The following is a 26643-nucleotide window of genomic DNA, read 5'->3' on the forward strand; positions in this document are numbered from 1 at the left end:
ATCGTCTTGCGCTGATAGATAAACCATAAGAAATAAAACTGAGATGATTATAACGAAATGCCGACCGAATACCCCAAAAAATCGACCGTATGCCGAATTAGAAGTTCATTTTTTGCGGAAAAACGGTATATGCAAAAACTTTACCAACCGTTCTAACCGCTGCTATCTGGGCGATATTTCAGTCTGACGATGCGCCGAAGAAAAAACGTTTTATCAATGTTGAGCATCACACTGTCTGCACCGTTGCGCCTGTGCCGTGTTTCCAGATGGAATGTTTTGGCTAGACGCGTCGCTTTGGGGTACCATAGCTCCACTATCAACTGCCGCTCAGCACGGCAGCCTTGATGAGCCCTTGCCCTTCTCCTGGGAATTATGATCGGGCATCAATCTGCTGAGTGGCCCGAATCCCAGGAGGGGACTCTATATGCAAAAGGAATACCTGTCCGCCGCGGCGGAGGTGCTCAGCGACCAGGGTGTCGATGAGAACCTTGGCCTGAGCAACGACGAGGCGTCGTCGCGCCTCGCCAAGACAGGCCCTAACAAGCTTGAGGAAGCCGAGAAGACTCCGCTGTGGAAGCGCTTCTTTGAGCAGATGGCAGACCCCATGGTCATCATGCTGATTGTTGCCGCCGTTATCAGCGCACTTACGGGCATGGTCAAGGGCGAGCCCGATTTTGCCGACGTCGCCATCATCATGTTCGTCGTTATCGTCAACTCGGTGCTGGGCGTGGTCCAGGAAGCCAAGAGCGAGGAGGCCCTCGAGGCCCTGCAGGAAATGAGCGCGGCGCAGTCCAAGGTGCTGCGCGACGGCAAGCTCGTGCACCTGCCGAGCGCCGAGCTCGTGCCCGGCGACGTGATCATGCTCGAGGCGGGCGACTCCGTCCCGGCCGACTGCCGCGTGCTCGAGAGCGCCACGATGAAGATCGAAGAGGCCGCACTGACCGGCGAGTCCGTGCCGGTCGAGAAGCACACCAACGTGATTGAGCTTGCCGCGGGCACTGACGACGTGCCGCTCGGCGACCGCAAGAACATGTGCTACATGGGCTCTACCGTGGTGTACGGTCGCGGTCGCGCCGTCGTGGTCGGCACCGGCATGGATACCGAGATGGGCAAGATTGCCGGCGCCCTGGCCGAGGCCAAGGAAGAGCTCACGCCGTTGCAGGTGAAGCTCGCCGAGCTCAGCCGCATCCTTACCATTATGGTTATCGTCATCTGCGTCGTCATCTTTGGCGTCGACATCATCCGTCACGGCGTGGGCAACGTCCTTACCGACCCGACTGCCCTGCTCGATACCTTTATGGTCGCCGTCTCGCTCGCCGTCGCCGCCATCCCCGAGGGCCTGGTCGCCGTCGTGACCATCGTCCTTTCGCTCGGCGTGACCAAGATGGCCAAGCGCCAGGCGATTATCCGCAAGCTTTCTGCTGTCGAGACGCTCGGCTGCACGCAGACCATCTGCTCGGACAAGACCGGCACGCTTACCCAGAACAAGATGACCGTCGTCAAGCACGAGCTCGCTGCGCCCAAGGAGAAGTTCTTGGCCGGCATGGCGCTGTGCTCCGATGCCCAGTGGGACGAGGAGCTGGGCGAGGCCGTGGGCGAGCCGACCGAGTGTGCGCTCGTCAACGACGCCGGCAAGGCGGGCCTCACCGGCCTGACTGCCGAGCACCCGCGCGTGGGCGAGGCCCCGTTCGACTCGGGCCGTAAGATGATGTCCGTGGTCGTCGAGACCCTGGACGGCGAGTACGAGCAGTACACCAAGGGCGCGCCCGACGTGGTGATCGGCCTGTGCACCCATATCTACGAGGGCGATAAGGTCGTCCCCCTGACCGAGGAGCGTCGCGCCGAGCTCGTGGCAGCCAACAAGGCCATGGCCGACGAGGCCCTGCGCGTGCTGGCGCTGGCGAGCCGCACCTACACCGAGGTTCCCGCCGACTGCAGCCCCGCTGCGCTCGAGCATGACCTGGTCTTCTGCGGCCTGTCCGGCATGATCGACCCGGTCCGTCCCGAGGTGGCCGATGCTATCCGCGAGGCGCACGATGCCGGTATCCGCACCGTCATGATCACGGGCGACCACATCGACACCGCCGTGGCCATCGCCAAGCAGCTGGGCATCGTCGCCGATCGCAGCCAGGCCATCACCGGTGCCGACCTCGATCGCATGAGCGACGAGGAGCTCGACGCGCACATCGAGGACTACGGCGTGTACGCTCGCGTCCAGCCCGAGCACAAGACTCGTATCGTCGAGGCTTGGAAGTCGCGCGACCAGATCGTGGCCATGACGGGCGACGGCGTCAACGATGCCCCGTCCATCAAGCGCGCCGACATCGGCGTTGGCATGGGCATTACCGGCACCGACGTCACCAAGAACGTTGCCGACATGGTGCTTGCCGACGACAACTTCGCCACCATCATCGGCGCCTGCGAAGAGGGCCGTCGCATCTACGACAACATCCGCAAGGTCATCCAGTTCCTGCTTTCGGCCAACCTTGCCGAGGTCTTCTCGGTGTTTATCGCCACGCTCATCGGCTTTACTATCTTCCAGCCGGTGCAGCTGCTGTGGGTGAACCTGGTCACCGACTGCTTCCCCGCGCTCGCGCTGGGCATGGAGGACGCCGAGGGCGACATCATGAAGCGCAAGCCGCGCAACGCCAAGGACGGTGTCTTTGCCGGTCACATGGGCCTGGACTGCGTGGTCCAGGGTCTGATCATCACCGTGCTGGTGCTGGCGAGCTTCTTTGTGGGCGTGTACTTTGACATGGGCTACATCCACATCGTCGATATGATCGCCGGCAATGCCGACGAGGAAGGCGTGATGATGGCGTTCATCACGCTCAACATGGTCGAGATTTTCCACTGCTTCAATATGCGCAGCCGTCGTGCGTCGCTGTTCACCATGAAGAAGCAGAACAAGTGGCTGTGGGCTTCTGCCGCGCTGGCACTGGTGCTGACGGTGATCGTGACCGTGCAGCCGACGCTTGCCGAGATGTTCTTTGGCCCCGTGACGCTTGAGCTCAAGGGCGTTCTTGCCGCGCTGGGCCTGGCCTTCCTGATCATCCCGCTGATGGAGATCTACAAGGCGATCATGCGCGCGGTCGAGAAGGAGTAGGTCGAAAGGCCATCCTTCCCACCGGCCCGACCGCCTGCGGGGTTTCTTCTTCGCTGGTCCTCGCGCTTCGCGCTGCGGGATCGCTCAGAAGAAACCCCTCCCGGCGGGCGGGCCTTCGGATGACCTCTCGGGACCGTAAGCTGAGGAAAAGTTTGTGAGCTGGTCGGGCTTTGCCCGGCCAGCTCTTTTTGATTTAAAATACCTGCTCAGTTGTGATTTATGGTGCTGGGAGGCGCTTGTGGGCAAGGCTAAGGCTAAGGCGAAGAAAAAGACGACGGGGGCGCGGGCTAAGCGCGATCGTCGTCGGAAGCTTGCGACCGAGGCCCCCGCGTCTGCCGAGGAGCTGCTGGCAAGCGTGCCGGGACTTGACGCGCTGCAGGACGTTCCGGCGTTTGATGACCTGCCGGTCGATGAAACCCAGCAGACTGCCTTTGATGATTTCTGCACACATACCGAGGAGCCCGAGCAGATGCGGCTTGGCGCCGTGGTGCGCTTGGATCGCGGGTTTCCGCTGGTGGCGACTGCCGACGACACCTTTCGCGCCGAGCATGCCGTGGGGTTTGCCAAATCGCGCGGCGAGGATGAGGTCCTGCTGCCTGCCGTGGGAGACCGTGTGGCGGTGCGCCGCGCTCCCGGGCACGATATGGGCGTGATTGAGTGCGTGCTGCCGCGCCGTACGAGCTTTGAGCGTTGGCGCGGCCGTGCCCGCGGAGAGCGCCAGGTGCTCTGCTCCAACGTGGATAGCGTGCTAATCGTGCAGGCACTCGGTGCCGGCGAGGTGCTGCTCGACCGCGTGGCGCGCTCGCTGGTGTTGGCGCTCGACTGCGATGCCGAGCCGGTGGTGGTGCTCACCAAAGCTGACCGCTGCGATGCCGAGGAGCTCGAGCGCGATCTGGACCGCGTGCGCCGCCTGGTGGGTCCGGACGTGCGCGTGATCGTGACGTCCTCTGCCGAGGGGCGCGGCCTGGACGAGGTTCGTTCCTGCGTGCCTGCCGGGAGCTGCGCCATGATTCTGGGCGAGTCGGGTGCCGGCAAGTCGACGCTGCTCAATGCGCTGCTGGGCCACGATACGTTGGCGACTGGCGGTGTGCGCGAACGCGACGACCAGGGCCGTCACACTACCGTTGCGCGCGTGATGGTGGCACTGCCGGGCGACGCCGGCGTGATCGCCGATGCCCCGGGCCTGCGCAGCCTACCGCTCGTGGGTCACGAGCGGGGTCTGGCGCGCGCCTTCCCCGAGATTGTCGAGGCATCGCGCGCGTGCCGATTTGGCGATTGCACGCATACCCATGAGCCGGGTTGCGCCGTTCGCGAGGCCGAGGACGCCGGGCAGATCGACAGCCTGCGTCTGGAAACGTTCCAAAACCTGGCGTCATCCATGCGCGTGAGCGCCCAAATGCTCGATCCCGATGTCCATCTGTAATTGATTTTTCCTATGACAGCCGTCTCCCAACTGTTCGGGAGACGGCTTTTTTTGCTGCGGAAAAGCCTTGAAGCATGCAGTTTGCTGACGTGCTGACCAAAACCTTGCCACGAGCTTGACGGGCTGGTTAGTTTTTGGTCAGCGATTGGTTTGACATCGAAAACCAAGATCGCGATTGCGCCGCTTTGCGCTCTGACCGCCCAGACAATGGTGGTACGGGCATTCGCCCGGCACTGCCATGAGAGGAGCGGCCGTGAACAAGAGCAAGCGCATCGCCATCAGTCTGGTCGCGGGCGTGCTCGCTGCTCTGCTCTGCATGGTTTACGGCTCGTCGATCCGCTCGCAAGCCGAACAGGTCCAGGCTGAGACCTTGGCCAAGTACGGTGGCGATCGCGTCGAGGTATGCGTCGCGGCGCGTGATATCGATGTGGGCGAGACCCTCGATGAGACCAATGTCATAACCCAAGAATGGCTGACGAGTCTGCTGCCGCGTGACGCGGCGACCGAGCTGCGCCAGGTGCGCGGCGACGTGACGACTTCGCGTATTCCCAAAAACGCCGTGATCTGCAATGTCTACACCAAGGCCGAGAGCCACAAGCTCGAGGTGCCTAAGGGCAAAATCGCCGTTTCGGTGGCGGTCGATGCCGAGCACTCGGTCGGCGGCGCCACGGGCGTGGGCAGCTACGTGGATGTGTATGTGCAAAAAGACGGCGTAACCGATCGACTGTGCGGCGCGTACGTGATCGATACCAGTGAGGATTCCGGTGCCACGCGCGAGGGCAAGATCGAATGGGTGACGCTGGCGGCTGACCCCGAAGACGTCAAGGAACTGCTGGGAGCCTCGGGCAAGGGAACGGTCAGCTTGACGATTCCCGCCACGGCGCGCGGCAAAAAGAGCGGAGGCGACAAGTGATGAAGGCGATCTGGCTTGCGTGCTGCGCGTGCGGCGATTACGGGCTGTTGCAGCGGGAAGTCGAGGGCCGTGATGCGGGTGCACAGGTGCTTCGCGTAGGTGACCTGGACGGGCTGGTTTCCATGGCTCGGGCGTTTCCGTCGCGCCGCGGGGCTGCCATCATCGCGGCGTCTCTGTTTGATACCGAAGATGTGCGCAAGACTGTTGCGCGCCTGACGGCCGAAGGCCGCGTGAGTCGCGTGGTCGTGTTGATAGAAGCACTCGATCCGTCGGATATCGAGGGGCTGTTTCGCGCAGGGGCGACCGAGGTCATCGCTGCGCACAGTATATGCGGCAACGGGTGCGCGGGCGAGGGAGCGGTTGATTCCGATCGGCGCATGACGATTGAGCCCGATGCTTTTGTTGATAGGGAACCCGGGGCGCCTCGCGCTACAAGAGGCCCGCGTGTTGATGATTATGGAAAAGCGGAAGCCGAGCATGGTCGGCGCCCCCGGAACCCCCTTGTATACGATGACGCTGGAGGGCCGGCGCAGCATGCTGGCGATTCCCCGGCTGTAGATATGGGATACGTGCACGGCGTGAATCTGGCGGATGAACTCGACGAAGTTGAGGGCTTTGCCGGGTGCGGCGAGTTGTCGCTGATGCAGCATGAGCAGATTGCGCAGAACGAGCCTGCCTCGCAGACCGAACAAGCTGCCATGCCGGCCTGGACGCAGCGTGTAGTTGCGGCGGAGGAGACGGGGACGCTGTCACCGACGCCCGCCCCGCCGCCTCCGATGCCGCCGGCAGACGCTGCCGCTTCGCCGCATCGAGCTCCGGTCGTCTGCGTCATTTCGGGCTCGGGCGGTTGCGGCAAGTCGACGATCGTTGCCACCATGGCACACGCATCGTCGCTGTTGGGCTTGCGTGCCGCCGTGCTCGACCTGGACCTGATGTTTGGAAACCTTTACGACTTGTTAGGCGTCGATGCTCCGCGCGATATGGCGGCACTTATCGAGCCGTCGGCGGCGGGCACGCTCACCGAGCCGGATATCGTAGCCGCATCGATGCGCGTCGCCCCGGGCGTTACGCTCTGGGGTCCCGTCGCGGCGCCCGAGCAAGCCGAGCTCATGGCACGTCCGGTGGAGCTACTGCTTGATGTCCTGCGTCGCGAATCCGACGTGGTCTTTATCGATACCTCGGTCTTTTGGGGCGACGCCGTGGCGGCTGCGGTGGCGGCGAGCGACCGTTGCCTGGTCGTTGGCGATGCTGCGGTGTCGTCCGCGACATCGGCGTCGCGCGTCATTGAACTGGCAAGTCGAGTAGGTGTGCCGCGCACGCGCATGAGCGCCGTGTTCAACCGGTTCGGTGCGCGCGGGGCAGACGAGGACGTCGCCATGCGCTTTGAGATTGCCTGTGCGTTGAGCTCCAAGATTCGTATCGCCGATGGCGGGCAGGATCTCGCCGCGCTCATGGCGTTTGGGCGCGCTGACGAGGCAGTGGGTCAGACGAGCGCTTTCGCGACCAGCATGCGCGAGGCCACGCGCGAGATGCTCGTGGAACTGGGGTGCGCCGTCGGCCCTTGGAGCGATATGGTCGCCGACCGTGCGACGCGTACCGAACGCCCGCGTATCCGCCTTCCCTGGTCGCGCGAGGGTGATCAGCGATGAGCCTGCAAACGAGGATTAAGGCTGCCGGCGCTGCAGCGGCGGCAGCGCCTGTAGATGCGGGGCGTCGCCGCGCGGTGAAACGACGCACCAAGCGCGCCGTGATGGACCGCATGGGTTACGACGAAGTGGCGCGTATCAGCGCCTATGTCGACCCGGCACTTGCCCGCTCGGAATTGCGTCCTGCGGTGGAGGCGGCGCTCAATGTTGAGGAGCCGACCGATCTCGCGACGCCCGAGCGCGAGACCATCATCGACGAGATTTTGGATGACGTGGTGGGCTTGGGGCCGTTGCAGCCGCTCATCGAGGACGATACCGTTACCGAGATCATGATCAACGGCTGCCGCTCGGCCTTCTTTGAACGCGGCGGCGTCTTGCACCCCATCGAGCATGCGTTTGAGGATGATGAGCAGATCCGTGTGCTTATCGACCGCATCATCTCGCCACTTGGCCGCCGTATCGACGAGCGCAGCCCCATCGTCAACGCCCGCCTCAAAACGGGCTATCGCGTCAACGCGGTGATTCCGCCTGTGGCGATTGACGGACCGATTCTCACCATCCGAAAGTTCTCGGACCGCATTTGCTCGCTGGACGAGCTTGTGGGGCTGGGGTCGCTGCCGCTTTGGTATGCGCAGCTGTTGTCGTGCGCGGTGTCGCTGCGACAGGACCTGGCGGTTGCGGGAGGCACGGGATCTGGTAAGACCACCCTGCTCAACGCGTTGTCATGTGAGATTTCCACCGGCGAGCGCATCGTGACGATCGAGGACTCTGCCGAGCTCAAGTTTGCACATCATCCGCACGTGGTGCGCCTAGAGGCGCGCGAGGCTTCAATTGAGGGCGAGGGTGCGGTGACGATCCGCGACCTGGTGACCAATGCCCTGCGCATGCGCCCCGACCGCATCGTGGTGGGCGAGGTGCGCGGTGCCGAGTGCTGCGACATGTTGCAGGCCATGAACACGGGCCACGACGGGTCGCTCACCACACTTCATGCGGGTTCCGAGCAGGAGACCGTGGTGCGTCTGACGTTGCTTGCACGTTATGGCATCGATCTGCCGAGCGAGCTCATCGAGGAGCAGATTGCCATGGCGCTCGACGGCATCGTGATGTCCGAGCGCCACGCCGATGGCAGGCGTTTCGTCTCCTCGTATTCGGGGGTGCGTCGCGCCGCGTCGGGCGGCGTAGAGCTCGAGCGCTATGTGACTTTCGATGCCGCCGAGCGCACCTGGAAGCTTGACCGCGAGCCGCCGTTTATCGCAGAAGGCCTGCGGTCGGGGACGCTCACACAAGAGGAGGTGGACGAATGGAGGTCGCTGTGCCCCTCGTCGTAGGGGGTTTGGCAGGGTTTTCTGTTGCGACGGCGTGCGGGGCGGAACCTCGTGTGCCGCAGGTACCGCCGGCGGAGCTGGCGCGTCAGGCGCTCGAGACGGTGGCAGAGAAGCTGCCGCGTGAGCTGGTGGAAAACGATCTGTTGAAAAAGATCGCCCGTTCGTGGGCATCGCTGGCTCCGGCGCGTCGCCTTGGCCTCGCGATCGAGGATGCTTCGGGGCGTTTGGCGTTTCTGCTGCTATCGAGCGGTGTCTGCTGCGTTTTGCTAACGATGGTGTCGTTATCGCCCCTCGGATTTGCCTTGGGACTTGTTGCTCCGTTTGCCGTTGGCGCCGCTCGGGATGGCTTTGAGAGCCGGCGCGAGCAACACGATGCAGAAGAGGCCATGCCCGAGGCGTTTACCGCACTTTCCATGTCGCTTGCCTCGGGACATTCACTGGCCCAGGGCATGCGCTTTGTGGGCGCTCATGCGCAAGAACCGGTGCATACCGAGTTTTTGCGGGTGGCGGCGGCAATCGATTGCGGCATCTCGGCGACCGACGCGCTCGATGACTTGCTCGTGCGCATCGACGCCCCTGGCCTTTCGCTTGTGACCTTGGCGCTTAAGGTGTCTCAGCGCACCGGTGCTCCGCTTGCCGACTTACTGTCCGAGGCGTCGAGCATGGTGGGGGAGCGCATTGAGCTCAAGCGCCGCCTGGATGTTAAGACGTCGCAGGCTCGCATGTCTGCGCATATGGTCGCGGCGATGCCGACGGGCATGTGCGCGGTGTTGGCGCTGCTTTCGGCAGATTTTCGTCGCGGTCTTGCGACGCCTGCCGGCGCGGGCACTGTGGTGCTGGGTCTTGCCCTCAACGCCGTTGCCCTGGTGGTTATCCGGCGCATTATGCGGGTGAAGCTATGAGCGCCCCGGCTGCAGTTGCGGCTTGCCTGTGCGCTCTGAGTGTATTTGTCGCAACGGGTTTGGATCGGGCGGATGCACGCAAGATCGCAGAGGCCTGCAAGCGCGAGGCGGTGCTGGTCGCTGCCGCGGGTCGCTCGGTGGTCGATGCTCTGGCCGCGCGAATGAAGGGCGCGGTTGGAGCGGGCGGCCCGGCGCGAGTATCGCTCGGCGAAGTGTCCGAGATGATCGATGTTGTGCGCTTGGGTCTTTCGGCCGGTCTTTCGTTTGATGCGGCGCTTGAGATTTTCTGCGCCAACCGCCGGTCAGTGCTGGCTCTTCGACTTGAGCGGGCCTGCATGGCGTGGCAGGTGGGCGTGGGCACGCGTGAGGACGAGCTGTTGGCCGCCGCACGCGACCTGGACGTGCGAGCGCTCGAGACCTTTGCCATCACGGTGGGGCAGGCGCTCGCTCTGGGTGCCCCACTTGCCGAGACACTGGCCGCTCAAAGTCGCGAGATCCGTGCGGCTCATCGCGCCGCGGTCGAGCGCGAGATCGAGCGTGCGCCCGTCAAGCTGCTGATTCCCACCGGCACGCTCATCTTGCCGGCGTTGCTTCTGTCCATATTGGGCCCGCTGTTGGGAGCAGGCGGGATGATGTAGGGAGGAATACATGAACACGATGACTGACGTTGCTGGCAAGGTCTGGAGCTGGGCTGTTTGCCAGTCAATTCGCGCTCGCCAGCATGCCGGGGAGCTACTGCAGGAGGAGAGTGCGCAGGGCACCACCGAATACGCCATCTTGGTCGGCGTGCTCGTGGTGATCGCCATCATTGCCATTGTCGCATTTAAGGGCAAGGTCCAAGATCTATGGAACGCTATCAGCGAGGGCATCAACAGCCTGTAGAGGGCAGGCGGCCTGCCGGCGCACTGCTGGTGTTTGCCTGTGTGGTTGTGGCGGTGGCAGTGGCGGTTTGGGGGCTAAACGCCGCGCGGCAGCAGCGTCCTGGGGCCGTCTTCGATTCGGGCTCAGATTCGGCGGTGGCGTCTCAAAAAGATGAGATGCGAGATGCGGACGATTCGGATGTCGCTGTCACGGCGCAAACCTTTCTGCGGATGCTCGACAAGCGGTCTGGCACTGCGACGGATTCGCCTGAGGACAACGCGATTGCGGTCCGGCTTGCATGGTCCGAGGACCGACCGATGACCGAGGCAGCGGCGGATATGTTACGCGCCTACCGCGAGGTGCCAACGGCCCAGCTCGCCCTGAGCGGCTATCTCGATATTAAGGGCAACGTATGGGGCGCCATCGTGCGCGATGGGCGCGGCTGGGTCGATATGGTGACGGTTGCCGCGGATGCTGGCGATGCTTCGTGTCGTCTGCGCGCCGTGCGTCTGGTCCCGCAAACAATAAGCTCAAAGGAGGGATCGTGAAATGCATGGCATTCTGCGTGAGGAATCTGCCCAGGCGACGGTCGAATACGCCATCGTCACGGTGGCGCTGTTATCGATCGTGCTGGCGATTGTGGGACTTTGGCGTGCTGGCACCGATGGACGCTTGGCGGCGCTGGTTGAGCGGGCGGCATCCCATGGCGTTGCCTCGACGTCGGTTATCGACGCCGCTGCGGGCGCTAAGGACATCGCGTTGTATTGATATCGCGCGCGAGGACCGGGCGCAGTCTACGGTCGAGGCCGCTTTTTTGCTGCCGACGTTTCTGACGCTCATCCTTCTCGCACTGCAACCGGTGTGCCTGCTTTATACGCGCGCGGTCATGGAGTCTGCCGCCGCCGAGACCGCGCGGCTCATGACCACGACGACGGCGGAGGACGACGATCTTAAGGAGTTCACCCTCCGCCGGCTTGCCGCAGTGCCCAACGTTTCGATCTTTCATGCCGGCGGGCCGTTGTCGTGGGATGTCGAGCTTAGCCGGGCCGATGCGGGCGGCGTCTCGTCCGTGTCCGTTTCCGGCGAGGTCAAGCCGTTGCCTGTGATCGGTGCGTTTGCGCAGGTTATGGGTGGTACCGCCGAGGGCGGCTACGTTGAGCTCAAGGTCGATGTCTCGTATCAATCACGTCCCGAATGGCTGGAGGGAGATTATGATTCGTGGATTGCTGCATGGGATTAAGCGTTTCTGGTCTAGACGCGTTTTGACGCGCCGTCCGAGCTGCCATCGCAAGCGAGGCGGCTTTATGGGTCGAGCCGGTATCGACCTGTTTATCGAAGACGGTGCCTACACCACGCTTTCCTCTGCGGTGGTCATCTTGGTGGTGCTCACGCTGCTGTTTTCGTCGACGGCGGCGATATGGAGCATGTCGCGCGCGGGGGACACCCAGGTGGCTGCCGATAGCGGCGCGCTGGCAGGCGCCAATGTGGTGTCGTCCTATCACACGGCTGCCACGGTGGTGGATGCGAGCATTTTGAGTTTGGGCCTGGCGGGGTTTGCCACGATCGGGACGGGCCTGGTCGCCATCCTCATCCCGGGCGCCGAACCAGTTGCCGGCAATATGGTCGACACCGGGATTGAGATTATTAAAACGCGCAACAAGTTTGCCAAAAGCGCATCGGAAGGCTTACAGAAAATCGAGACGGCTCTGCCGTATCTGATCGCCGCGCGTGCCACGCAGGCGGTCTCGGCGCAGGATACCGATAATGTGACCTATACCGGTACGGCGCTTGCCGTGCCCAGGACATCCGAGTCGGACTTCGCTGCGCTCGAGGGGTCCGAGATCTCGACCGATGCCATTAAAGACACATCGGATGATTTAGAGCGTGCGGCCGAGGAGCTGCGGAAGGCTTCTGAGGACACGGCGAAGGCTAAAGAGCGCGCTTGGCTGGCGGATTGTGGCGGGTCGGACGAGAGTTCGATTGGCAAGTACTCGTGTATGTGGGAGCGTGCGAAAAAACTAGCAGAACTATCTGACAGCCAGAACCGTCATGAAAAGTCGAGCATCACATGGGAGCCGCAAATAGCGCTCGATCGCGCGAAAACCTATTACCGACAGCGCTTGGCGAATGAAAAACCTCAGGGATCGAGCGTCGAGATGAAAGCGCAGTCAGCCGCTCGAAAAGCGTTCTATGCCTATGCGATTGAAGAGGTCGATCGAGCATACATAAAAGATGATGGCGAACGGTTTTCTGCCTATATCCCACTATTGCCGCGTGTCCCAAACGAGGTGCGGCCGACCGAACTTTACACCGATGCCGCATGGCCTGTAAGCAACAACGACGGCAGAACATACCTGCATTATGGAGTCGAATGCCCCGTCTATCAGAAAGGGACTCCGAGTGGGCTGGCATCTGTTGCTGATTATGATGGTCGTGATACATGCGAAGCGTGCGGCTTCGGCGTGGTTACGCTTGGAAGCGCCCTCATGCCGCCATCGTTCATCGAAAACGGCTTCGAGTACCACTTTGACAAGTTCAAAGAGGCTCTGGAAGACTACGTCGAATGCCGCAACAAAGAGCTCGAGCTCGAGCGTCAGACCGAAGACGAGGCCGATCGTGCGGGCAATACGTTTGACCAGGCCATCAAGGAGCTTTCGGGCGAGCGTCCGCGTATCGCTCCGCCCGGTCGCAACGGCGTGGTCGCCTTTGCGGTTACGGGTGCCATCTCGAGCCCCGACGAGCTCAACTCTTCGTTTAACACGGCAGTCAGGCTTGGCAATCGCGGTGCTATCTCTGGCGCGGTGCTGGCACCCGATGACGCGACGGCGCAAAACAACGTGCTTTCGCGATTTTTCTCGACATTGAAGGAACGCTCGGGCGGCGTTGCCGGCGTGCTCGACGGCGTCATGGATGTTTGGGGACGGCTGCTCGTAGGATACGGTGATATTCAAGGTTCGGCCGACGAACTTATGGACGAGATGATTAAAGGCCTAGGAGGGGGCAGCGGCGCGTTGGGCTCCATCGCATCGTGGCTCGGCGATACCGTTTCGGCGTCCGTGGCGGCGCTGGGTTTGGAACCGTGCGACTTGCGCCTGCGAAAGCCGGTGCTGACCGATTCTGCCAACGTCATTAAGAGTCCGGGGTCTGACATTGCGGGTCTCTCTCAAGCGCAAGACAAACTGCGAAGTATTCCGTTGGGCGTGACCGATCCCAAGGCGCTTTGCGAGGCGTTGGAATATCAAGTCGAACGCACCATTAGCGGTACGGTGTTCACACTTGCGGAGATTCCTCTGCCCGGCGGCGGCTCCATCCCGCTCACCGTCGATGTCGCCACGCTGGTTGGCGCTCTGGGCGGTGGGTCGTAATGAGTATCCGCATGCGTCTGCGCGAGGAGCGCGCCCAAGCGACGGTGGAGATGGCAGTGGTTACGCCCGTTTTGCTGGTGCTGGCACTCATCGTGTACAACGTCATGATCTTTGCCGGCGCTGTCGCGCGCTTCGACCGCGTGGTGCCCGACATCGTGCTAGCGCATGCCGTGGCGTCGGAGGGGGAGGGCGACGAAAGCTCTGCCGATGCCTCGGCGACGGTCCAGACTCAAATTCTGAATGCCATGGAAGGCTATGACTTGCAGATCGAAGTGTCGAGCGAGCAAGGCGCGAAGGCATCAGATGGTGGCCTGCTCTCCCTATCCGGTACGTTTAGGACCTACACCTGCACCATGCACTATGAGCCGTGGCCGACTTCTCTCAGCATCGCTGGCGTTCCGCTGGGGGCGCCGACAACGTTGTCGCACGAGCGCGCGGTGACGGTCGATCCATGGCATCCGGGGGTGGTCATGTGACCGCGGTCTCGTCCTACATCGCCTACGCGCGGGCACTCAATAGGCTGGGTTGGACGCCGGCCGAGTTTGTGGTGGCGGAGTCGTTTGTCGTGCGCCTGCGCGGCATGCTGGGACGGCGTCCGGTTGCCGCCAACGGCCTGTCGCTCGTCATGGCGTTTCCACGCTGCTCTTCGGTCCATACGTGTTTTATGGCCTATCCCATCGACATCGCCTTCATCGATCGCGACGGCAATATCCTCGCGCGCTACGAAAACGTTCGTCCTTGGCACATGTGCTCCTGCCTCGGCGCCTGGACCGTACTAGAGCGTCCTTCAATCATTGTTTCGACTCCTGCTCTCCAACGCGTGCCGGCTTAAGAATTGGCGACAGTGGACTTTCGTCATACGAAATTGGGTAAGATGGAGGAGAAGATGCATGGATGTTGAGATCCATCCCAACGCTAAAAAGCACCTGACGGAAAAGCAGGTGCTTAGCGCTTGGCTTGCGGTTACTGAGTGCATTCGTCGCGAGCCGAAGGACGAGCCGCCGAGATGGCTTGCAATTGGATGGCTCTCAGACGGACGAAGCGTGGAGCTTGTCGCGGTCGAGCTTGTCCGTGGGTGGCTTATCATTCATGCCTTGTCTCCAGTCCAGAAGAAATTTTGGCAGGAGATTGAACAGGCTCGGCAAAGGGGTCGATGATGGGCAAGACGTATACGGCCGCTAATGGTCAGGTTGTAACGGATGAAATGATTGACGCGTGGTGCGAGTCGTACGAGCGCGGAGAGTTTCCGGATGGCGAACACACCGTTGGTGGGATCGTGCATGGACGGCCCCCGCTCTCAGGTGAGGGGACGGCAACGCTGTCGGTCAAGATTCCTCTGGGAATGAAGGAGGCCATTCGTCGACGGGCGGCTGCCGAGGGGATGACGCCAAGTGAGTTTGCCCGTGCGGCTCTGAGTGAAAAACTTCTTGCTGCCGGCTGATGCCTCTGACGTGCCGATTTATAGAACCGAGGCTGTGCTCAAAAACTTTTTTAAAATTCTCGGTTGACCGGAACGCGTCCTTGGTTATACTAATCAAGCCTTGAAACAAGGCACACCTCAAATGGCTGGGTAGCTCAGTTGGTAGAGCAGAGGACTGAAAATCCTCGTGTCAGGGGTTCGATTCCCTTCCCCGCCACCTTGAATTGACTAGGACCTCTGCAAAGGGGTCCTTTTCTTTTATTGAGGGCTCTGCGGAAATTGCGTCCCGGAATTTGGCTTCAGAGTGGGATGCGTTTTCCGCTTTGAGGCCGCTTGGGAAAGCGCGACCCGGAATCCGGCGTCAGAATGGGATGTGCTTTCCTTTTGCGGTCTTTGGCGGAAACTGCGTCCCAGATCCCGCGCTCAGAACGGGATGCGCTTTTCGGCCGCCTACTTCCGGCGCATATGTACATCTCGGCGCGCCATCTCGGGCCCGCCCAGATATTCCTCCCGCTTTTGCGCCACTTTACAGACCGTTCGGTCGTCTGTCCGCACGCGCGGGTATACTCAAAACGATACTTTTCCTGTGCAATACGATGCAGGCTCGGCCTGCACGATCCGAAGGGGGCAGTGATGGAGAGGATACTCGGCGTTAATCTCTCTGGCTGGTTTATTCCCGAGCCTTGGGTGACCCCGTCGCTATACGCGGCGACCGGTGCATCCAATGCGGCCGAGCTGCAGGAGGCCATGGGCACCGCCGCCTATAACGAACGCATGCGCCGTCATTACGAGACGTTTGTGAGTGAAGACGATTTTCGCCGTATGGCGCAGATCGGTCTCAATGCCGTGCGTCTGCCGGTGCCCTGGTATGCCTTTGGCTCGCAGGAGTCCGATGCGTCCTACATCTCGGTTGTCGACTACATCGACCGTGCAATTGAGTGGGCTGCCAAGTACGACATCCGCGTGCTGCTCGATCTGGCAACTGTGCCCGGTGGCCAGGGCGATTCCAACGATTCGCCCACCACGCCGGAGGCTGTTGCCGAGTGGCATTCGTCCACCAACGGCCGTCATGTCGCACTCGACGTGCTCGAGCGCTTGGCCGATCGCTACGGCGAGGCCGAGAGCCTGCTGGGCATTGAGCTGCTGGATACGCCACAGATGAGCGTCCGCAAGAGTCTCTTTACCATGACGGATGGCATTCCGGCCCACTACCTGCGCAATTTCTATCGCGATGCCTACGAGCTCGTCCGTTCGTATATGCCCGAGGATAAGATCGTCGTCTTCTCGTCGTCGGGGCATCCCAGCGAGTGGAAGCATTTTATGCGCGGCGCCAAGTACAAGAACGTCTACATGGACCTTCACCTGTACCATTACCGTGACGAGTATGCGCTCGACATCACGAGTCCCCGCGGGCTGACGACGGCGATTTCGCGTAACAAGCGCGAGCTTAAAGAAGCGATCTCGACTGGGTTCCCCGTGCTGGTGGGCGAATGGTCGGGTGCGGCGATCTTTGCCAACTCGTCGGTTACGCCCGAGGGGCGCAATGCCTACGAGCGCGTGTTTATCGCCAACCAGCTGGCTTCGTTTGCGCCGGCTGCCGGTTGGTTCTTCCAAACGTGGAAGACCGAGAAGCGCATTGCAGCGTGGGACGCCCGCGCGGCGCTCGGCACGCTCGAGCGCGGCATGATTGAATAGGTTGATATGACGCAAAACAGCGCCCATACGGGCAAACTCTATGTGGTCGGCACGCCCATCGGCAACCTGGGCGACCTGTCCCCGCGCGTTGGCGAGGCCTTTGCCGCCGCCGATGCCATTTGCTGCGAAGACACGCGTGTGACGTCGAAGCTGCTGATGCACCTGGGCATTTCCAAGCCGCTTGTCCGTTGCGACGAGAATGTGATCGCCAGCCGCGCCGCCGGCCTGGTCGACCGTCTGCTGGCGGGGGAGACCCTCGCCTTTGCCTCGGACGCCGGCATGCCGAGTGTGTCCGATCCCGGCCAGGCGCTGGTCGAGGCGGCGCGTGAGGCCGATGTGCCCGTAGAAGTTATTCCCGGGCCCTCCGCTTGCGTCACGGCGCTCGTTTCGTCCGGCATTCCCTGCGAGCATTTTTTCTTCGAGGGCTTTTTGGGCCGAAAGCACGGCGACCGCGTGCGCCGTTTGCAGCGCCTTGCCGTAGTGCCCGGCGCGCTCATCTTCTACGAGTCTCCACATCGCATCGTGGCGACGCTCGAGGCCGTGGCGGAGGTCTTTCCCCAGCGTGAGGTTGCCGTCTGCCGCGAACTCACCAAGCTGCACGAGGAGGTCTTGCGCGGGCCCGCTGCCCAGCTCGCCGAGGAGCTGCGTGCTCGCGGCGAGGTAAAGGGCGAGATTGCGCTGGTCATCGCGCCGCCGAGCGAGGACGAGGAGGCCGGTATCGTGCCGGTTGGCGCCGCGGCAGCGGATTCCGATGAGGCCCTGCGCGAGGATATCCGCGCCGCGCTCGAGGAGGGGGAGCCCGCCTCTGCGGTGGCCAAGCGCCTGTCTCAGAAGTATTCGCGCCGCAAGCGCGATGTCTATGCCATGGTGCTCGATATGCAATAGATGGAGGATATCCAGCCCTTGCGCTAGAATCATCCCCTGTATGCAACGTTTTTCTGGAGGACAAACCCCATGGATCAAAGCAAGCCTTCGTTCTTTATCACGACGCCCATCTACTACGTCAACGCCGATCCGCACCTGGGCACGGCTTATTCCACCATCATCGCCGACGTTCAGGCCCGTTATCGTCGCTCCGCCGGCTATAACGTCAAGTTCCTGACCGGCATGGACGAGCACGGCGAGAAGGTCGCCGAGGCCGCAGCCAAGCATGGCATGACGCCGCAGGAGTGGACCGACAGCCAGGCTCCGCACTTCAAGGAGCTTTGGAGCAAGCTCGAGATTTCCAACGACGACTTCATCCGCACCACCGAGCCGCGCCAGCATCATGCCGTGCAGTACCTGTGGGAGCGCATGAAGGAGTCCGGTTACCTGTATAAGGGCAGCTACGACGGCTGGTATTGCGTGCCTGACGAGACCTACTTCACCGATACGCAGGTCCAGAAGGGCGACGAGGAGTACGGCAGCGTCGGCCAGCACCTGTGCCCCGACTGCCACCGTCCGCTCGAGCGCGTGCAGGAGGAGTCCTACTTCTTTAAGCTTTCCGCCTTCCAGGACAAGCTGCTCAAGCTCTATGACGAGCACCCCGACTTTGTCGAGCCTGCGTTCCGCATGAACGAGGTGCGCAGCTTTGTCGAGGGCGGCCTTAACGACCTTTCCGTGAGCCGCACGAGCTTTGACTGGGGCATTCAGGTCCCGTTTGACGAGGGTCACGTGACCTACGTGTGGTTCGATGCGCTGCTCAACTATATGACGGCCGTCGGCTACGGTGTCGACACCGACGAGGCGCGTGCCGAGCTGGCCTATCGCTGGCCCGCGCAGTTCCACATCGTGGGTAAGGACATCATCCGTTTCCACTGCGTTATTTGGCCGGCCATGCTCATGGCCATCGGCGAGGCCCTGCCCGAGCACGTCTTTGCCCACGGCTTCCTGACCGTGCGCAATGCCGAGACCGGCAAGGCCGAGAAGATGTCCAAGAGCCGCGGCAATGCTATCGCTCCGCAGGATGTTATCGACATGCTGGGCGTCGAGGGCTATCGCTACTACTTTATGACCGACGTCGTCCCCGGCACCGACGGTGCCATCAGCTTCGATCGCATGGAGCAGGTCTACAACGCCGACCTGGCCAACAGCTGGGGCAATCTGATCTCGCGTTCGCTCAACATGAGCGGCAAGTACTTTGACGGTTGCGCGCCCGCCAAGCCCACATCGTTCGATGCGTTCGACAACCCGCTGGCAAAGATCGCCGATGGTCTGGTCGAGCGCTACATGGCCAAGATGGACGTGCTCGATTACGGTGGAGCTAAGGACGAGGTCATGGAGCTCATCCACGCCGCCAACCACTACATCGAGGACTCCGAGCCCTGGGCGCTTGCCAAGGACGAGGCCAAGGCTGACGAGCTGGCGTTTGTGATCTACAACCTGCTCGAGGCCATCCGCATTGCCGCTCACCTGCTGATGCCGCTCATGCCCCAGACCTCTGCCGAGGCCCTGCGCCGCCTGTCCTGCGAGGACGAGGCCACGAGTGACGACCTCAAGGGCATTTGCGCTTGGGGCCTGCTTGCCGGTGGTCAGCCCGTCGAGAAGGGCGAGCCGCTGTTCCCGCGTCTGGGCTAAGACGCCGCGCGCCATATCGGCAATTTGCTGTTTAGATGTAAGGGCATGGCCGCAACGGTCCATGCCCTTTTGCTTCAAGACGCCGCCACCATGCTAAGGAGGCAACTATGACAACTTCGCCTGTGGCAAACTCCACGGCAACAAGGGAACTGCTGGAGGAGTTTGGCCTTGCGACCAAGCATCGCCTGGGCCAGAACTTCCTGATCGACAATCATGTAATTGAGCGCATCTGCGAGCTTTCCGAGCTTGCGGGCGATGAGCGTGTGCTCGAGGTTGGCCCGGGCGTTGGCACACTCACGCTTGCGCTGCTGCAGGAGGCGGCGTGCGTCACGTCGATCGAGGCCGATCCCGAGCTCGAGCCGGTGCTCGATGCCCACGCCGCCGACTATGCCAACTTCCGCTTTATCATGGGCGACGCGCTCAAGGTGACGCTGGAGCAGATTAAGCAGGCCGCTGGTGGTGAACCCACGGTGTTTGTCGCGAATCTGCCCTATAACGTGGCGGCGACGATCATCCTTCAGTTCTTCCAGACGATGCCCGCGCTCAAGCGCGCCGTCGTCATGGTTCAAAAGGAGGTTGCCGATCGCATTGCCGCAACGCCGGGCAACAAGACCTATGGCGGCTATACGGCAAAGCTGGGCCTGTATGCGCAGGTTACGGGTCGCTTTGAGGTGCCGCCGCGTTGCTTTATGCCGGCGCCGCACGTGGACTCGGCCGTCGTGCGTATCGACCGTGTTGACGGCGTGGTGCCCGAGGGGCTCGATCGCGAGTTTGTGGCTCGCGTAATTGATGCTGCGTTTGCTCAGCGTCGCAAGACCATCCGCAATTCCATGAGCGCCAACGGCTTTGCCAAGGACGTGCTCGATGCCGCCTTTGAGACTTGCGGTATCGCACCCACCACGCGCGCCGAGACGCTCGATGTTGCCGACTTTGTCCGCCTGGCCCAGGAGCTAATCCATGACGCCTAATGCCGAACGCGTGACGTTTACCAAGAAAAAGAAGACGGTCGCCTGCCCCGTGCCCTTGGCACCGCTTGCCGACACGCATGCGCATCTGCTTTCGTTTTGGGGCAAGGAGGTGCCCGAGACGCTCCTGCGCGCCAAGGCTGCGGGCGTCGACCTGCTGGTGACGATGCTCGACCCCATCGCCGACAAGCGCAGCGTGACGGACTATAGCGACTGGCTCGTGCGCGAAATTCTGCCGATGCGGGATATTCCGCAGATCAAGTATCTCGCTGGCGTTCACCCCTATGGCGCGCCGGATTATACCGACGACATTCACGCGCAGGTCGTTGCCGCGCTCGATGACCCTTTGTGCGCCGGTATCGGCGAGATCGGCCTGGACTACCACATGGATTACGATGACGACATCGCGCCGGCGCCCCATAGCATGCAGATTGATTGCATGGCACGTCAGCTCGAAGTTGCCGTGCGCCGCAATGTGCCGGTGGAGCTGCACCTGCGGCATGAGGACTCGGATGGGGAGCGCACCTCGCATGTGGACGCCTACAACGTGTTGCGCGAGGTCGGCGTGCCCCAGGCCGGTTGCGTACTGCACTGCTTTGGCGAGGACCGAGCCACGATGGAGCGCTTTGTGGATTTGGGTTGTTACATCGCCTATGGCGGCGCGGCTACCTTTAAGCGCAACGACGAGGTGCGCGAGGCATTCGCGGCAACACCGCTCGACCGTATTTTGTTCGAGACGGATTGTCCCTATATGGCGCCGGAGCCCATTCGCGGTCTTGAGTGCGAGCCTGCAATGATTTCCATCACAGCAAACGCGCTGGTCAACGACCGCGTCGATCGTACCGGCGAGGACGCCGAGGCAATCGCCCGAGCCGCCTGGGAAAATGCCTGCAAACTTTTTCAAAAATAGTTCTTGCGTTCGCGGTGGCGCTCCGTTATTCTAATTCCTGCACGCGGGCGTGGCGGAATTGGCAGACGCGTACGGTTCAGGTCCGTATGGGGGCAACCCCATGAAGGTTCAAGTCCTTTCGCCCGCACCATTGAATGAAAGAGCTCCCAGCAATGGGAGCTTTTTTGTTATGGGCCCATCGCGGGGACTTGAACCTGCGAAGGAGCGAGCGTCAAGAAAACGCGGAGTGTTTTTAGCGAGCTGGCGAGGACGCCAGCAGGCGGCCGAAGCCGGTGCGGATCCGCGAAGCGGATACGCGGACGTCCTTTCGCCCGCACCATTGATTGAAAGAGCTCCCAGCAATGGGAGCTTTTTTGTTATGGGCCTCCTGTTGGTGTCACGTGGCTGCTTCGTGCGGGTATCCTAGTGCCAACGTGTGCCTATCAGAGGAGAGACCATGCTGTTGTCCGGAATCATTGCCGCCCTTACGAGTCTTCTGCTTCCCATCATCATTTTGTTGTTGCTGCTCCCCAACGCCTGTTATGTCGTTGAGCAGCAGCATGCTGTGATCATCGAGCGCTTGGGCAAGTTCAACCGCATCGTCAACGCGGGTTTTCACATGAAGGTGCCCGTGATCGACCGCAAGGCCGCCACGGTGAGTCTGCGCACCATGAAAAACGGTTTTGGCATCGACGTTAAGACCCAGGACAACGTGACCATCGGCCTTGAAGTCTCTGCTCAGTACCACGTGAGCTATGACATGGGTGCTGGCCCGGCGGATTCGGGCATCTACAAGAGCTACTATATGCTGCAGGAGCCCGTCGACCAGATGCGTGACTTCATCACCGACGCCCTGCGCTCTTCGATTCCCGTCTACACACTCGATGAGGTCTTTGCCAAGAAGGATGACATCGCCAAGGATGTCAACGCTACCGTTTCCGAGCAGATGGCCGCCTACGGCTTCACCCTCGTGTCGACGCTCATCACCAAGATCGCGCTGCCGACCGAGGTCGAGAACTCCATGAACGACATCAACGCCGCCCAGCGCAAGCGCGCCGCTGCGCAGGAGCTCGCCGAGGCTGATCGCATCAAGCGCGTCACCGAGGCGACCGCCGAGGCCGAGGCGATGGAAAAGGCGGGCGAGGGCATCGCCAACCAGCGCAAGGCCATTGCGCTGGGCATCAAAGATTCGCTCGAGATCATCCAGGAGACGGGCGTCGGCAACGATGAGGCCAACCAGCTGTTCATGTTTACGCAGTGGTCCGAGATGATGACGGAGTTCGCTCGCACGGGCAAAACCTCGACGGTCGTGCTGCCGAGCGATTTCTCGCAGTCGGCCTCGATGTTCGAGCAGATGCTGACCGCTGGCAAAGTTCAAAGCGAGTCGAAGGAGTAGGCACGCGTGAAATATACCGTTGTTTGCGTTGGCAAGCTTAAAGAGCGCTTTTGGAAGGACGCGTGCGCCGAATACACCAAACGCCTAGGCGCCTATGCCAAGGTAGATATGCGCGAGGTTGCCGATATCGATCCGGCCAAGGCGGGCGGTGTGGATGCCGCGCGCAACAAAGAAGGCGCGGCGGTTCTTGCTGCCCTGCCACCGCGGGCACATGTGATTCTGCTGGCCATTGAGGGCAAGGAGCGTTCGAGCGAGGAGCTCTCGGCCCGTCTCGATGAGCTCATGCTGCGAGGTAACAGCGACATCGCTTTTGTAATCGGCGGATCGGACGGCGTGAGCGATGCCGTGCGCGCCCGCGCCGACGAGATGCTCAGCTTTGGACGTATTACCTTGCCGCACAACCTGGCGCGCGTGGTGCTGCTGGAACAGATCTACCGCGCCTGCAAGATTAGCCGTGGCGAGCCGTATCACAAGTAGGTCGGCAACACGAAACAATGGCGTGGGACAATGACTTTCGTTTTGAGCAACGCATCTGAGAGGACTGTGTGATATGAAGATCGGATTTGTCGGTTTTGGCAATATGGCGAGCGCTATGGCCGATGGCTGGATTGCCGCCGGCGTGGCCGCGGGCGACATGTGCGCCTGCGCAGGCCGCTACGATGCTCTGGTTGAGCGTTGCGAGGCGCGGGGCATGGCTGCCTGCCACGATGCGGCGGAGGTTGTTGCCGCGTCCGATATCGTGGTTGCGGCGGTCAAGCCGTACATGATCGAGAAGGTCTTCGCTCCACTCAAGGATGCGCTTGCCGACAAGGTCGTCCTTTCGGTCGCTTGGACCTGGGATAGCGCCAAGTGGGAACAGGTCCTGCCAGGTGTCGCTCATATCTCGACGGTGCCCAACACGCCGGTTTCGGTGGGCGAGGGCGTTATCGCCTGCGAGAAGGCTTCCACGCTTAGCGGCGAACAGCGTGCCACGGTGCTCGATCTGCTCGGAAAGCTTGGCACAGTGGTCGAGCTCGATTCGAGCCTGCTGTTTGTGGGCGGTACCGTGGGCGGTTGCGCCCCGGCGTTTGTCGCCATGGCGATCGAGGCTCTGGGCGATGCGGCCGTCAAACACGGTATTCCGCGCGCCGATGCCTATCGTATTGTGAGCCAGATGGTGCTGGGTACGGCAAAGCTGCAGCTTGCAACCGGCCAGCATCCCGCAGCGATGAAGGATGCCGTGTGCTCGCCCGGCGGTGCTACCATCAAGGGCGTCGTCGCGCTCGAGGACGCCGGCATGCGCAGCGCCCTAGTCAAGGCCATCGACGCTACTCTCCAGTAAACTGACCAATAAGGGACAGATTCATTTTGCAGGGTTTTCCTGCGGTTTTGTACCTTGAGCAAAAAGCGCCCCGCAACTGGCTCAATTCCAGTTGCGGGGCGCTTGCGTTTGCCCAGATAAAACCGACCAAAATAAGCCTGTCTCTATTTGGCAGGTTAGTCCCAGAAGCTGTCCTCCTCATCCTCGGACTTGGGGCCGCGGTCGACATACATTTTATGGGTGCGCTTCTCCATCACAAAGGCAAGAATCGCAAATAGCAGGATGCCGCCGGCGAAAAGGATGGCGAAACCGGTGCGGGTGCCAAACAAAAAGGAAAAAACTGCGTCCATTGGGTGCCTTCTTGCGTAGTTGAGTTGGGTCGTAAACGCCCATAAGTATATACTTGCCCATACATGTACAAGGTTGCAACCTAAATGGAATGTATATCGCCGGAGGATCTAATGCTTGATATCAAGTTTGTTCGCGAGAACCCCGATGCCATCGATACCGCCATGGCAAATCGCCAGACGTCTTGGGATCGCGAGAAGTTCTTTGAACTCGACGACGAGCGCCGTGCCGTCATCACCGAGGTCGAGGAGCTCCAGGCCACGCGTAACGCCGAGTCCAAGAAGATTGGCGCCCTGATGAAGGAGGGCAAGAAGGACGAGGCCGAGGCCGCCAAGGAGGCCGTGCGCGCCGTCAACGAGAAGATCGACGGTCTGGCCGAGCGCCGTACCGCTCTTGAGCAGGAGCAGTACGACTTCATGTCTCACCTGCCCAACATTCCGTGCGAGGCCACCCCGTACGGTAAGGACGAGGACGAGAACATCGAGCGTCGCCGCTGGGGCACCCCGCGCGAGTTCGACTTCGACTTTAAGCCGCACTGGGATCTGGGCACCGATCTGGACATCCTCGACTTCGAACGCGGCAACAAGCTCTCCGGCAGCCGCTTCACTGTTCTCGGTGGCGCCGGCGCCCGCCTGGAGCGCGCCCTTATCAACTTCTTCCTGGACACGCACACGAGCCGTGGCTTCAAGGAGTGGTGGCCGCCCATCGTCGTCAAGCGTCAGACCATGTTCGGTACGGGCCAGCTGCCCAAGTTTGAGGACGACGCCTATCACGTCTCGGGCGACAACTTCCTGATCCCTACTGCCGAGGTCGTACTGACTAACCTGCATGCCGGTGAGGTTCTGGACGCCGACACTCTGCCTCGCCGCTACACTGCCTTCACCCCCTGCTTCCGCGAGGAGGCCGGTTCCGCCGGTCGCGACACCCGCGGCATCATTCGCCAGCACGAGTTCGACAAAGTTGAGATGGTCAAGTTTGCCAAGCCGGAGGAGTCCGACGAGGAGCTCGAGAGCATGACCGCCGAGGCCGAGTACCTGCTGCAGCAGCTGGGCCTGCCGTATCGCGTGATTAGCCTGTGCACCGGCGACCTGGGCTTCTCTGCCCGTCAGACCTACGACATCGAGGTTTGGCTGCCGAGCTACAACGCCTACAAGGAGATCAGCTCCTGCTCCAACTGCGGTGACTTCCAGGCTCGCCGCGCCAACATCAAGTATCGCGACCCCGAGAACTTCAAGGGTTCGCGCTACCTGCACACCCTCAATGGTTCCGGCCTGCCGGCCGGCCGCACCATGGCCGCCATTCTGGAGAACTACCAGAACGCCGACGGCACCATCACGATTCCCGAGGTTCTGCGTCCTTACATGGGCGGCCTCGAGAAGATCGAGCCGGTCGCGTAACTTGCCTGCATAGGGGATATGCAAGGGCGCTCCTTCGGGGGCGCCCTATTTCGTGCGTAGGTCCATACCATGCCGTGCGGACAGCTCAATAGAAAACACACGAACAACTGTTCTGTATACAGCCATCTACCTGCTATGCTTTTGCTAAATAAGAGCGAGAGAAAGGGGACGCGATGGAGCTGTTTGATGATCGGGTGGTTTTGTTTGAGAGCGACGAGGGCGGGGAGTACCTGCTTGTAACGTGTGAGCCGTCTGGCATGGGCGGCCTGGTGGTTCGGCAGACGAGTGAGGGGCCGTTGACGCAATGGTGCTATGAGGAGTCGCCGCATGTGGTCGAGACCTTTGTGACGCACGAGGGGCTTGTGGCGCTGGAGCACTTCTATGGAGTTGGGACTTCCAACCAGGTCGCGCGCATGCTGAGCATCTCGTTTGCCGATTATGATTGCGCCCAGCGGGTGAGATCGCTCCTGAGAGAACTTGATGCCAAGTTTGACGTGATCGAAAAGCCAATCAATCGTACGGGGAACGGCGGTATATGCGGAGCAGCATGACAAAACCGCGTTCCACAAAAAAGTTTGAGATTGTGCTTGACTCCAATAAGCTAAAGTGGTTTTATATGTCTTGCGCTGCGGCGTTACCTCAGCTGGATAGAGGGTCTGACTACGAATCAGAACGTCATAGGTTCGAATCCTATACGCCGCACCAATCGAAATCGAAAGCCTCCGGCAACGGGGGCTTTTCTTTTACGGCGGCACCGCATGGATTCGAACCTCGGTCGAGGCGCGGGCGTCAAGAAAACGCGGAGCGTTTTTAGCCCGCGGGCGAGTCCGCCGGCAGGCGGGCGAAGCCGGTGCGGATCCGCGAAGCGGATGCGCGGAATCCTATACGCCGCACCAATTGAACTTGAAGCCTCCGGCAACGGGGGCTTTTCTTTTATGCCGCCGCTGCATGGATTCGAACCTCAGTCGAGGCGCGGGCGTCTTAATCAGCACTCCGTAAAATTTTTCCAAATTGTCGCTTGACCCATCGAGGGGTCACGTGCATAATAATCCGTGCGTTGCGGCGTTACCTCAGCTGGATAGAGGGTCTGACTACGAATCAGAACGTCATAGGTTCGAATCCTATACGCCGCACCA

Annotated in this window: 27 protein-coding genes and 4 tRNA genes; 30 read left to right on the forward strand and 1 reads right to left on the reverse strand. The window is 61.4% G+C overall.

The genetic code is table 11. The features are described 5' to 3' along the window. The first annotated feature begins 424 nt into the window (after nt 1-424). The 26 genes from AB5Z25_RS00950 to proC all read left to right on the forward strand — a co-directional run bounded on the left by AB5Z25_RS00950 (nt 425) and on the right by proC (nt 23783). A complete protein-coding gene (locus tag AB5Z25_RS00950; protein ID WP_368134571.1) occupies nt 425-3106 on the forward strand; it encodes a cation-translocating P-type ATPase in 2682 nt (893 codons plus the stop codon). 469 nt (nt 3107-3575) lie between these two features. Continuing rightward, nucleotides 3576-4529: a ribosome small subunit-dependent GTPase A gene (gene rsgA, locus AB5Z25_RS00955; RefSeq protein ID WP_192919572.1), complete on the forward strand. Its 954-nt coding sequence runs from the start codon at nt 3576-3578 to the stop codon at nt 4527-4529. A 253-nt stretch (nt 4530-4782) separates the two neighbouring features. Continuing rightward, nucleotides 4783-5442, forward strand: a complete 660-nt coding sequence (gene cpaB, locus AB5Z25_RS00960; RefSeq protein ID WP_368134572.1) for a Flp pilus assembly protein CpaB — start codon at nt 4783-4785, stop codon at nt 5440-5442. Beyond that, the gene (locus tag AB5Z25_RS00965) at nt 5442-7091 is read left to right on the forward strand and encodes a CpaE/TadZ family protein (protein WP_368134573.1); all 1650 of its coding nucleotides are present in this window, start codon (nt 5442-5444) and stop codon (nt 7089-7091) included. Before cpaB ends, AB5Z25_RS00965 begins: the two co-directional genes overlap by 1 nt. Continuing rightward, on the forward strand, nt 7088-8416 hold the full coding sequence (locus tag AB5Z25_RS00970) for a TadA family conjugal transfer-associated ATPase (protein WP_347486744.1): 1329 nt from the start codon (nt 7088-7090) through the stop codon (nt 8414-8416). Before AB5Z25_RS00965 ends, AB5Z25_RS00970 begins: the two co-directional genes overlap by 4 nt. 50 nt (nt 8417-8466) lie before the next feature. Further along, nucleotides 8467-9315 carry a type II secretion system F family protein gene (locus AB5Z25_RS00975; protein ID WP_271759660.1) on the forward strand — a complete coding sequence of 283 codons (849 nt, stop codon included), beginning with the start codon at nt 8467-8469 and terminating at the stop codon, nt 9313-9315. Beyond that, a complete protein-coding gene (locus AB5Z25_RS00980) occupies nt 9312-9953 on the forward strand; it encodes a type II secretion system F family protein (protein ID WP_368134574.1) in 642 nt (213 codons plus the stop codon). The genes AB5Z25_RS00975 and AB5Z25_RS00980 overlap by 4 nt, the downstream gene beginning before the upstream one ends. A 10-nt stretch (nt 9954-9963) precedes the next feature. Further along, complete coding sequence (locus AB5Z25_RS00985; protein WP_006235091.1) at nt 9964-10197, forward strand: hypothetical protein; 234 nt, start codon at nt 9964-9966, stop codon at nt 10195-10197. Further along, complete coding sequence (locus tag AB5Z25_RS00990; protein ID WP_368134575.1) at nt 10161-10724, forward strand: hypothetical protein; 564 nt, start codon at nt 10161-10163, stop codon at nt 10722-10724. The genes AB5Z25_RS00985 and AB5Z25_RS00990 overlap by 37 nt, the downstream gene beginning before the upstream one ends. Before the next feature lies 1 nt (nt 10725). Beyond that, on the forward strand, nt 10726-10944 hold the full coding sequence (locus AB5Z25_RS00995) for a hypothetical protein (protein ID WP_316365221.1): 219 nt from the start codon (nt 10726-10728) through the stop codon (nt 10942-10944). Further along, nucleotides 10880-11416, forward strand: a complete 537-nt coding sequence (locus tag AB5Z25_RS01000; protein WP_195521636.1) for a TadE/TadG family type IV pilus assembly protein — start codon at nt 10880-10882, stop codon at nt 11414-11416. Before AB5Z25_RS00995 ends, AB5Z25_RS01000 begins: the two co-directional genes overlap by 65 nt. Then, nucleotides 11388-13541 carry a hypothetical protein gene (locus AB5Z25_RS01005; RefSeq protein WP_368134576.1) on the forward strand — a complete coding sequence of 718 codons (2154 nt, stop codon included), beginning with the start codon at nt 11388-11390 and terminating at the stop codon, nt 13539-13541. Before AB5Z25_RS01000 ends, AB5Z25_RS01005 begins: the two co-directional genes overlap by 29 nt. Then, on the forward strand, nt 13541-14017 hold the full coding sequence (locus AB5Z25_RS01010) for a TadE/TadG family type IV pilus assembly protein (RefSeq protein WP_138374418.1): 477 nt from the start codon (nt 13541-13543) through the stop codon (nt 14015-14017). The genes AB5Z25_RS01005 and AB5Z25_RS01010 overlap by 1 nt, the downstream gene beginning before the upstream one ends. Beyond that, a complete protein-coding gene (locus tag AB5Z25_RS01015; RefSeq protein ID WP_368134577.1) occupies nt 13993-14373 on the forward strand; it encodes a DUF192 domain-containing protein in 381 nt (126 codons plus the stop codon). The genes AB5Z25_RS01010 and AB5Z25_RS01015 overlap by 25 nt, the downstream gene beginning before the upstream one ends. A gap of 58 nt (nt 14374-14431) precedes the next feature. Further along, nucleotides 14432-14698 carry a hypothetical protein gene (locus tag AB5Z25_RS01020; RefSeq protein ID WP_195362141.1) on the forward strand — a complete coding sequence of 89 codons (267 nt, stop codon included), beginning with the start codon at nt 14432-14434 and terminating at the stop codon, nt 14696-14698. Beyond that, complete coding sequence (locus AB5Z25_RS01025; RefSeq protein ID WP_199575474.1) at nt 14695-14982, forward strand: ATP-binding protein; 288 nt, start codon at nt 14695-14697, stop codon at nt 14980-14982. The genes AB5Z25_RS01020 and AB5Z25_RS01025 overlap by 4 nt, the downstream gene beginning before the upstream one ends. Before the next feature lie 123 nt (nt 14983-15105). Then, nucleotides 15106-15178, forward strand: a tRNA-Phe gene (locus AB5Z25_RS01030). 416 nt (nt 15179-15594) lie between these two features. Continuing rightward, the gene (locus AB5Z25_RS01035) at nt 15595-16656 is read left to right on the forward strand and encodes a glycoside hydrolase family 5 protein (RefSeq protein WP_055309641.1); all 1062 of its coding nucleotides are present in this window, start codon (nt 15595-15597) and stop codon (nt 16654-16656) included. A 6-nt stretch (nt 16657-16662) separates the two neighbouring features. Beyond that, entirely contained in the window at nt 16663-17541 is an 879-nt protein-coding gene (rsmI, locus tag AB5Z25_RS01040; protein WP_347478070.1) for a 16S rRNA (cytidine(1402)-2'-O)-methyltransferase, read from the forward strand. A gap of 69 nt (nt 17542-17610) precedes the next feature. Then, nucleotides 17611-19212 (forward strand): methionine--tRNA ligase, encoded by a 1602-nt coding sequence (gene metG, locus AB5Z25_RS01045; RefSeq protein ID WP_368134578.1) that lies wholly within the window; start codon nt 17611-17613, stop codon nt 19210-19212. A 107-nt stretch (nt 19213-19319) separates the two neighbouring features. Continuing rightward, entirely contained in the window at nt 19320-20180 is an 861-nt protein-coding gene (gene rsmA, locus AB5Z25_RS01050) for a 16S rRNA (adenine(1518)-N(6)/adenine(1519)-N(6))-dimethyltransferase RsmA (protein WP_368134579.1), read from the forward strand. Beyond that, nucleotides 20170-21087 (forward strand): TatD family hydrolase, encoded by a 918-nt coding sequence (locus AB5Z25_RS01055; RefSeq protein WP_368134580.1) that lies wholly within the window; start codon nt 20170-20172, stop codon nt 21085-21087. Before rsmA ends, AB5Z25_RS01055 begins: the two co-directional genes overlap by 11 nt. A gap of 43 nt (nt 21088-21130) precedes the next feature. Continuing rightward, nucleotides 21131-21217: transfer RNA gene (locus AB5Z25_RS01060), tRNA-Leu, on the forward strand. A gap of 306 nt (nt 21218-21523) precedes the next feature. Then, a complete protein-coding gene (locus AB5Z25_RS01065) occupies nt 21524-22462 on the forward strand; it encodes an SPFH domain-containing protein (protein WP_195364290.1) in 939 nt (312 codons plus the stop codon). A 6-nt stretch (nt 22463-22468) separates the two neighbouring features. Next, entirely contained in the window at nt 22469-22939 is a 471-nt protein-coding gene (gene rlmH / locus AB5Z25_RS01070; RefSeq protein WP_368134581.1) for a 23S rRNA (pseudouridine(1915)-N(3))-methyltransferase RlmH, read from the forward strand. A 73-nt stretch (nt 22940-23012) separates the two neighbouring features. After that, nucleotides 23013-23783: a pyrroline-5-carboxylate reductase gene (proC, locus tag AB5Z25_RS01075; protein ID WP_368134582.1), complete on the forward strand. Its 771-nt coding sequence runs from the start codon at nt 23013-23015 to the stop codon at nt 23781-23783. Between the two features lie 155 nt (nt 23784-23938). Here proC and AB5Z25_RS01080 read toward each other — a convergent pair whose 3' ends face one another. Further along, nucleotides 23939-24112 carry a DUF6724 family protein gene (locus tag AB5Z25_RS01080; RefSeq protein WP_006235069.1) on the reverse strand — a complete coding sequence of 58 codons (174 nt, stop codon included), beginning with the start codon at nt 24110-24112 and terminating at the stop codon, nt 23939-23941. Between the two features lie 111 nt (nt 24113-24223). Here AB5Z25_RS01080 and serS point away from each other — a divergent pair, with 111 nt between their 5' ends. From serS to AB5Z25_RS01100, 4 genes are all read left to right on the forward strand, one after another. Continuing rightward, nucleotides 24224-25507, forward strand: a complete 1284-nt coding sequence (gene serS / locus AB5Z25_RS01085) for a serine--tRNA ligase (RefSeq protein ID WP_117797155.1) — start codon at nt 24224-24226, stop codon at nt 25505-25507. Between the two features lie 173 nt (nt 25508-25680). Further along, nucleotides 25681-26058, forward strand: coding sequence for a hypothetical protein (locus AB5Z25_RS01090; protein WP_368134583.1), 378 nt, complete (start codon nt 25681-25683; stop codon nt 26056-26058). Between the two features lie 77 nt (nt 26059-26135). After that, nucleotides 26136-26212, forward strand: a tRNA-Arg gene (locus tag AB5Z25_RS01095). Between the two features lie 354 nt (nt 26213-26566). Further along, a tRNA-Arg gene (locus AB5Z25_RS01100) sits at nt 26567-26643 on the forward strand.

The organism is Collinsella aerofaciens, assembly GCF_040910325.1.
Lineage (GTDB): Bacteria > Actinomycetota > Coriobacteriia > Coriobacteriales > Coriobacteriaceae > Collinsella > Collinsella aerofaciens_BL.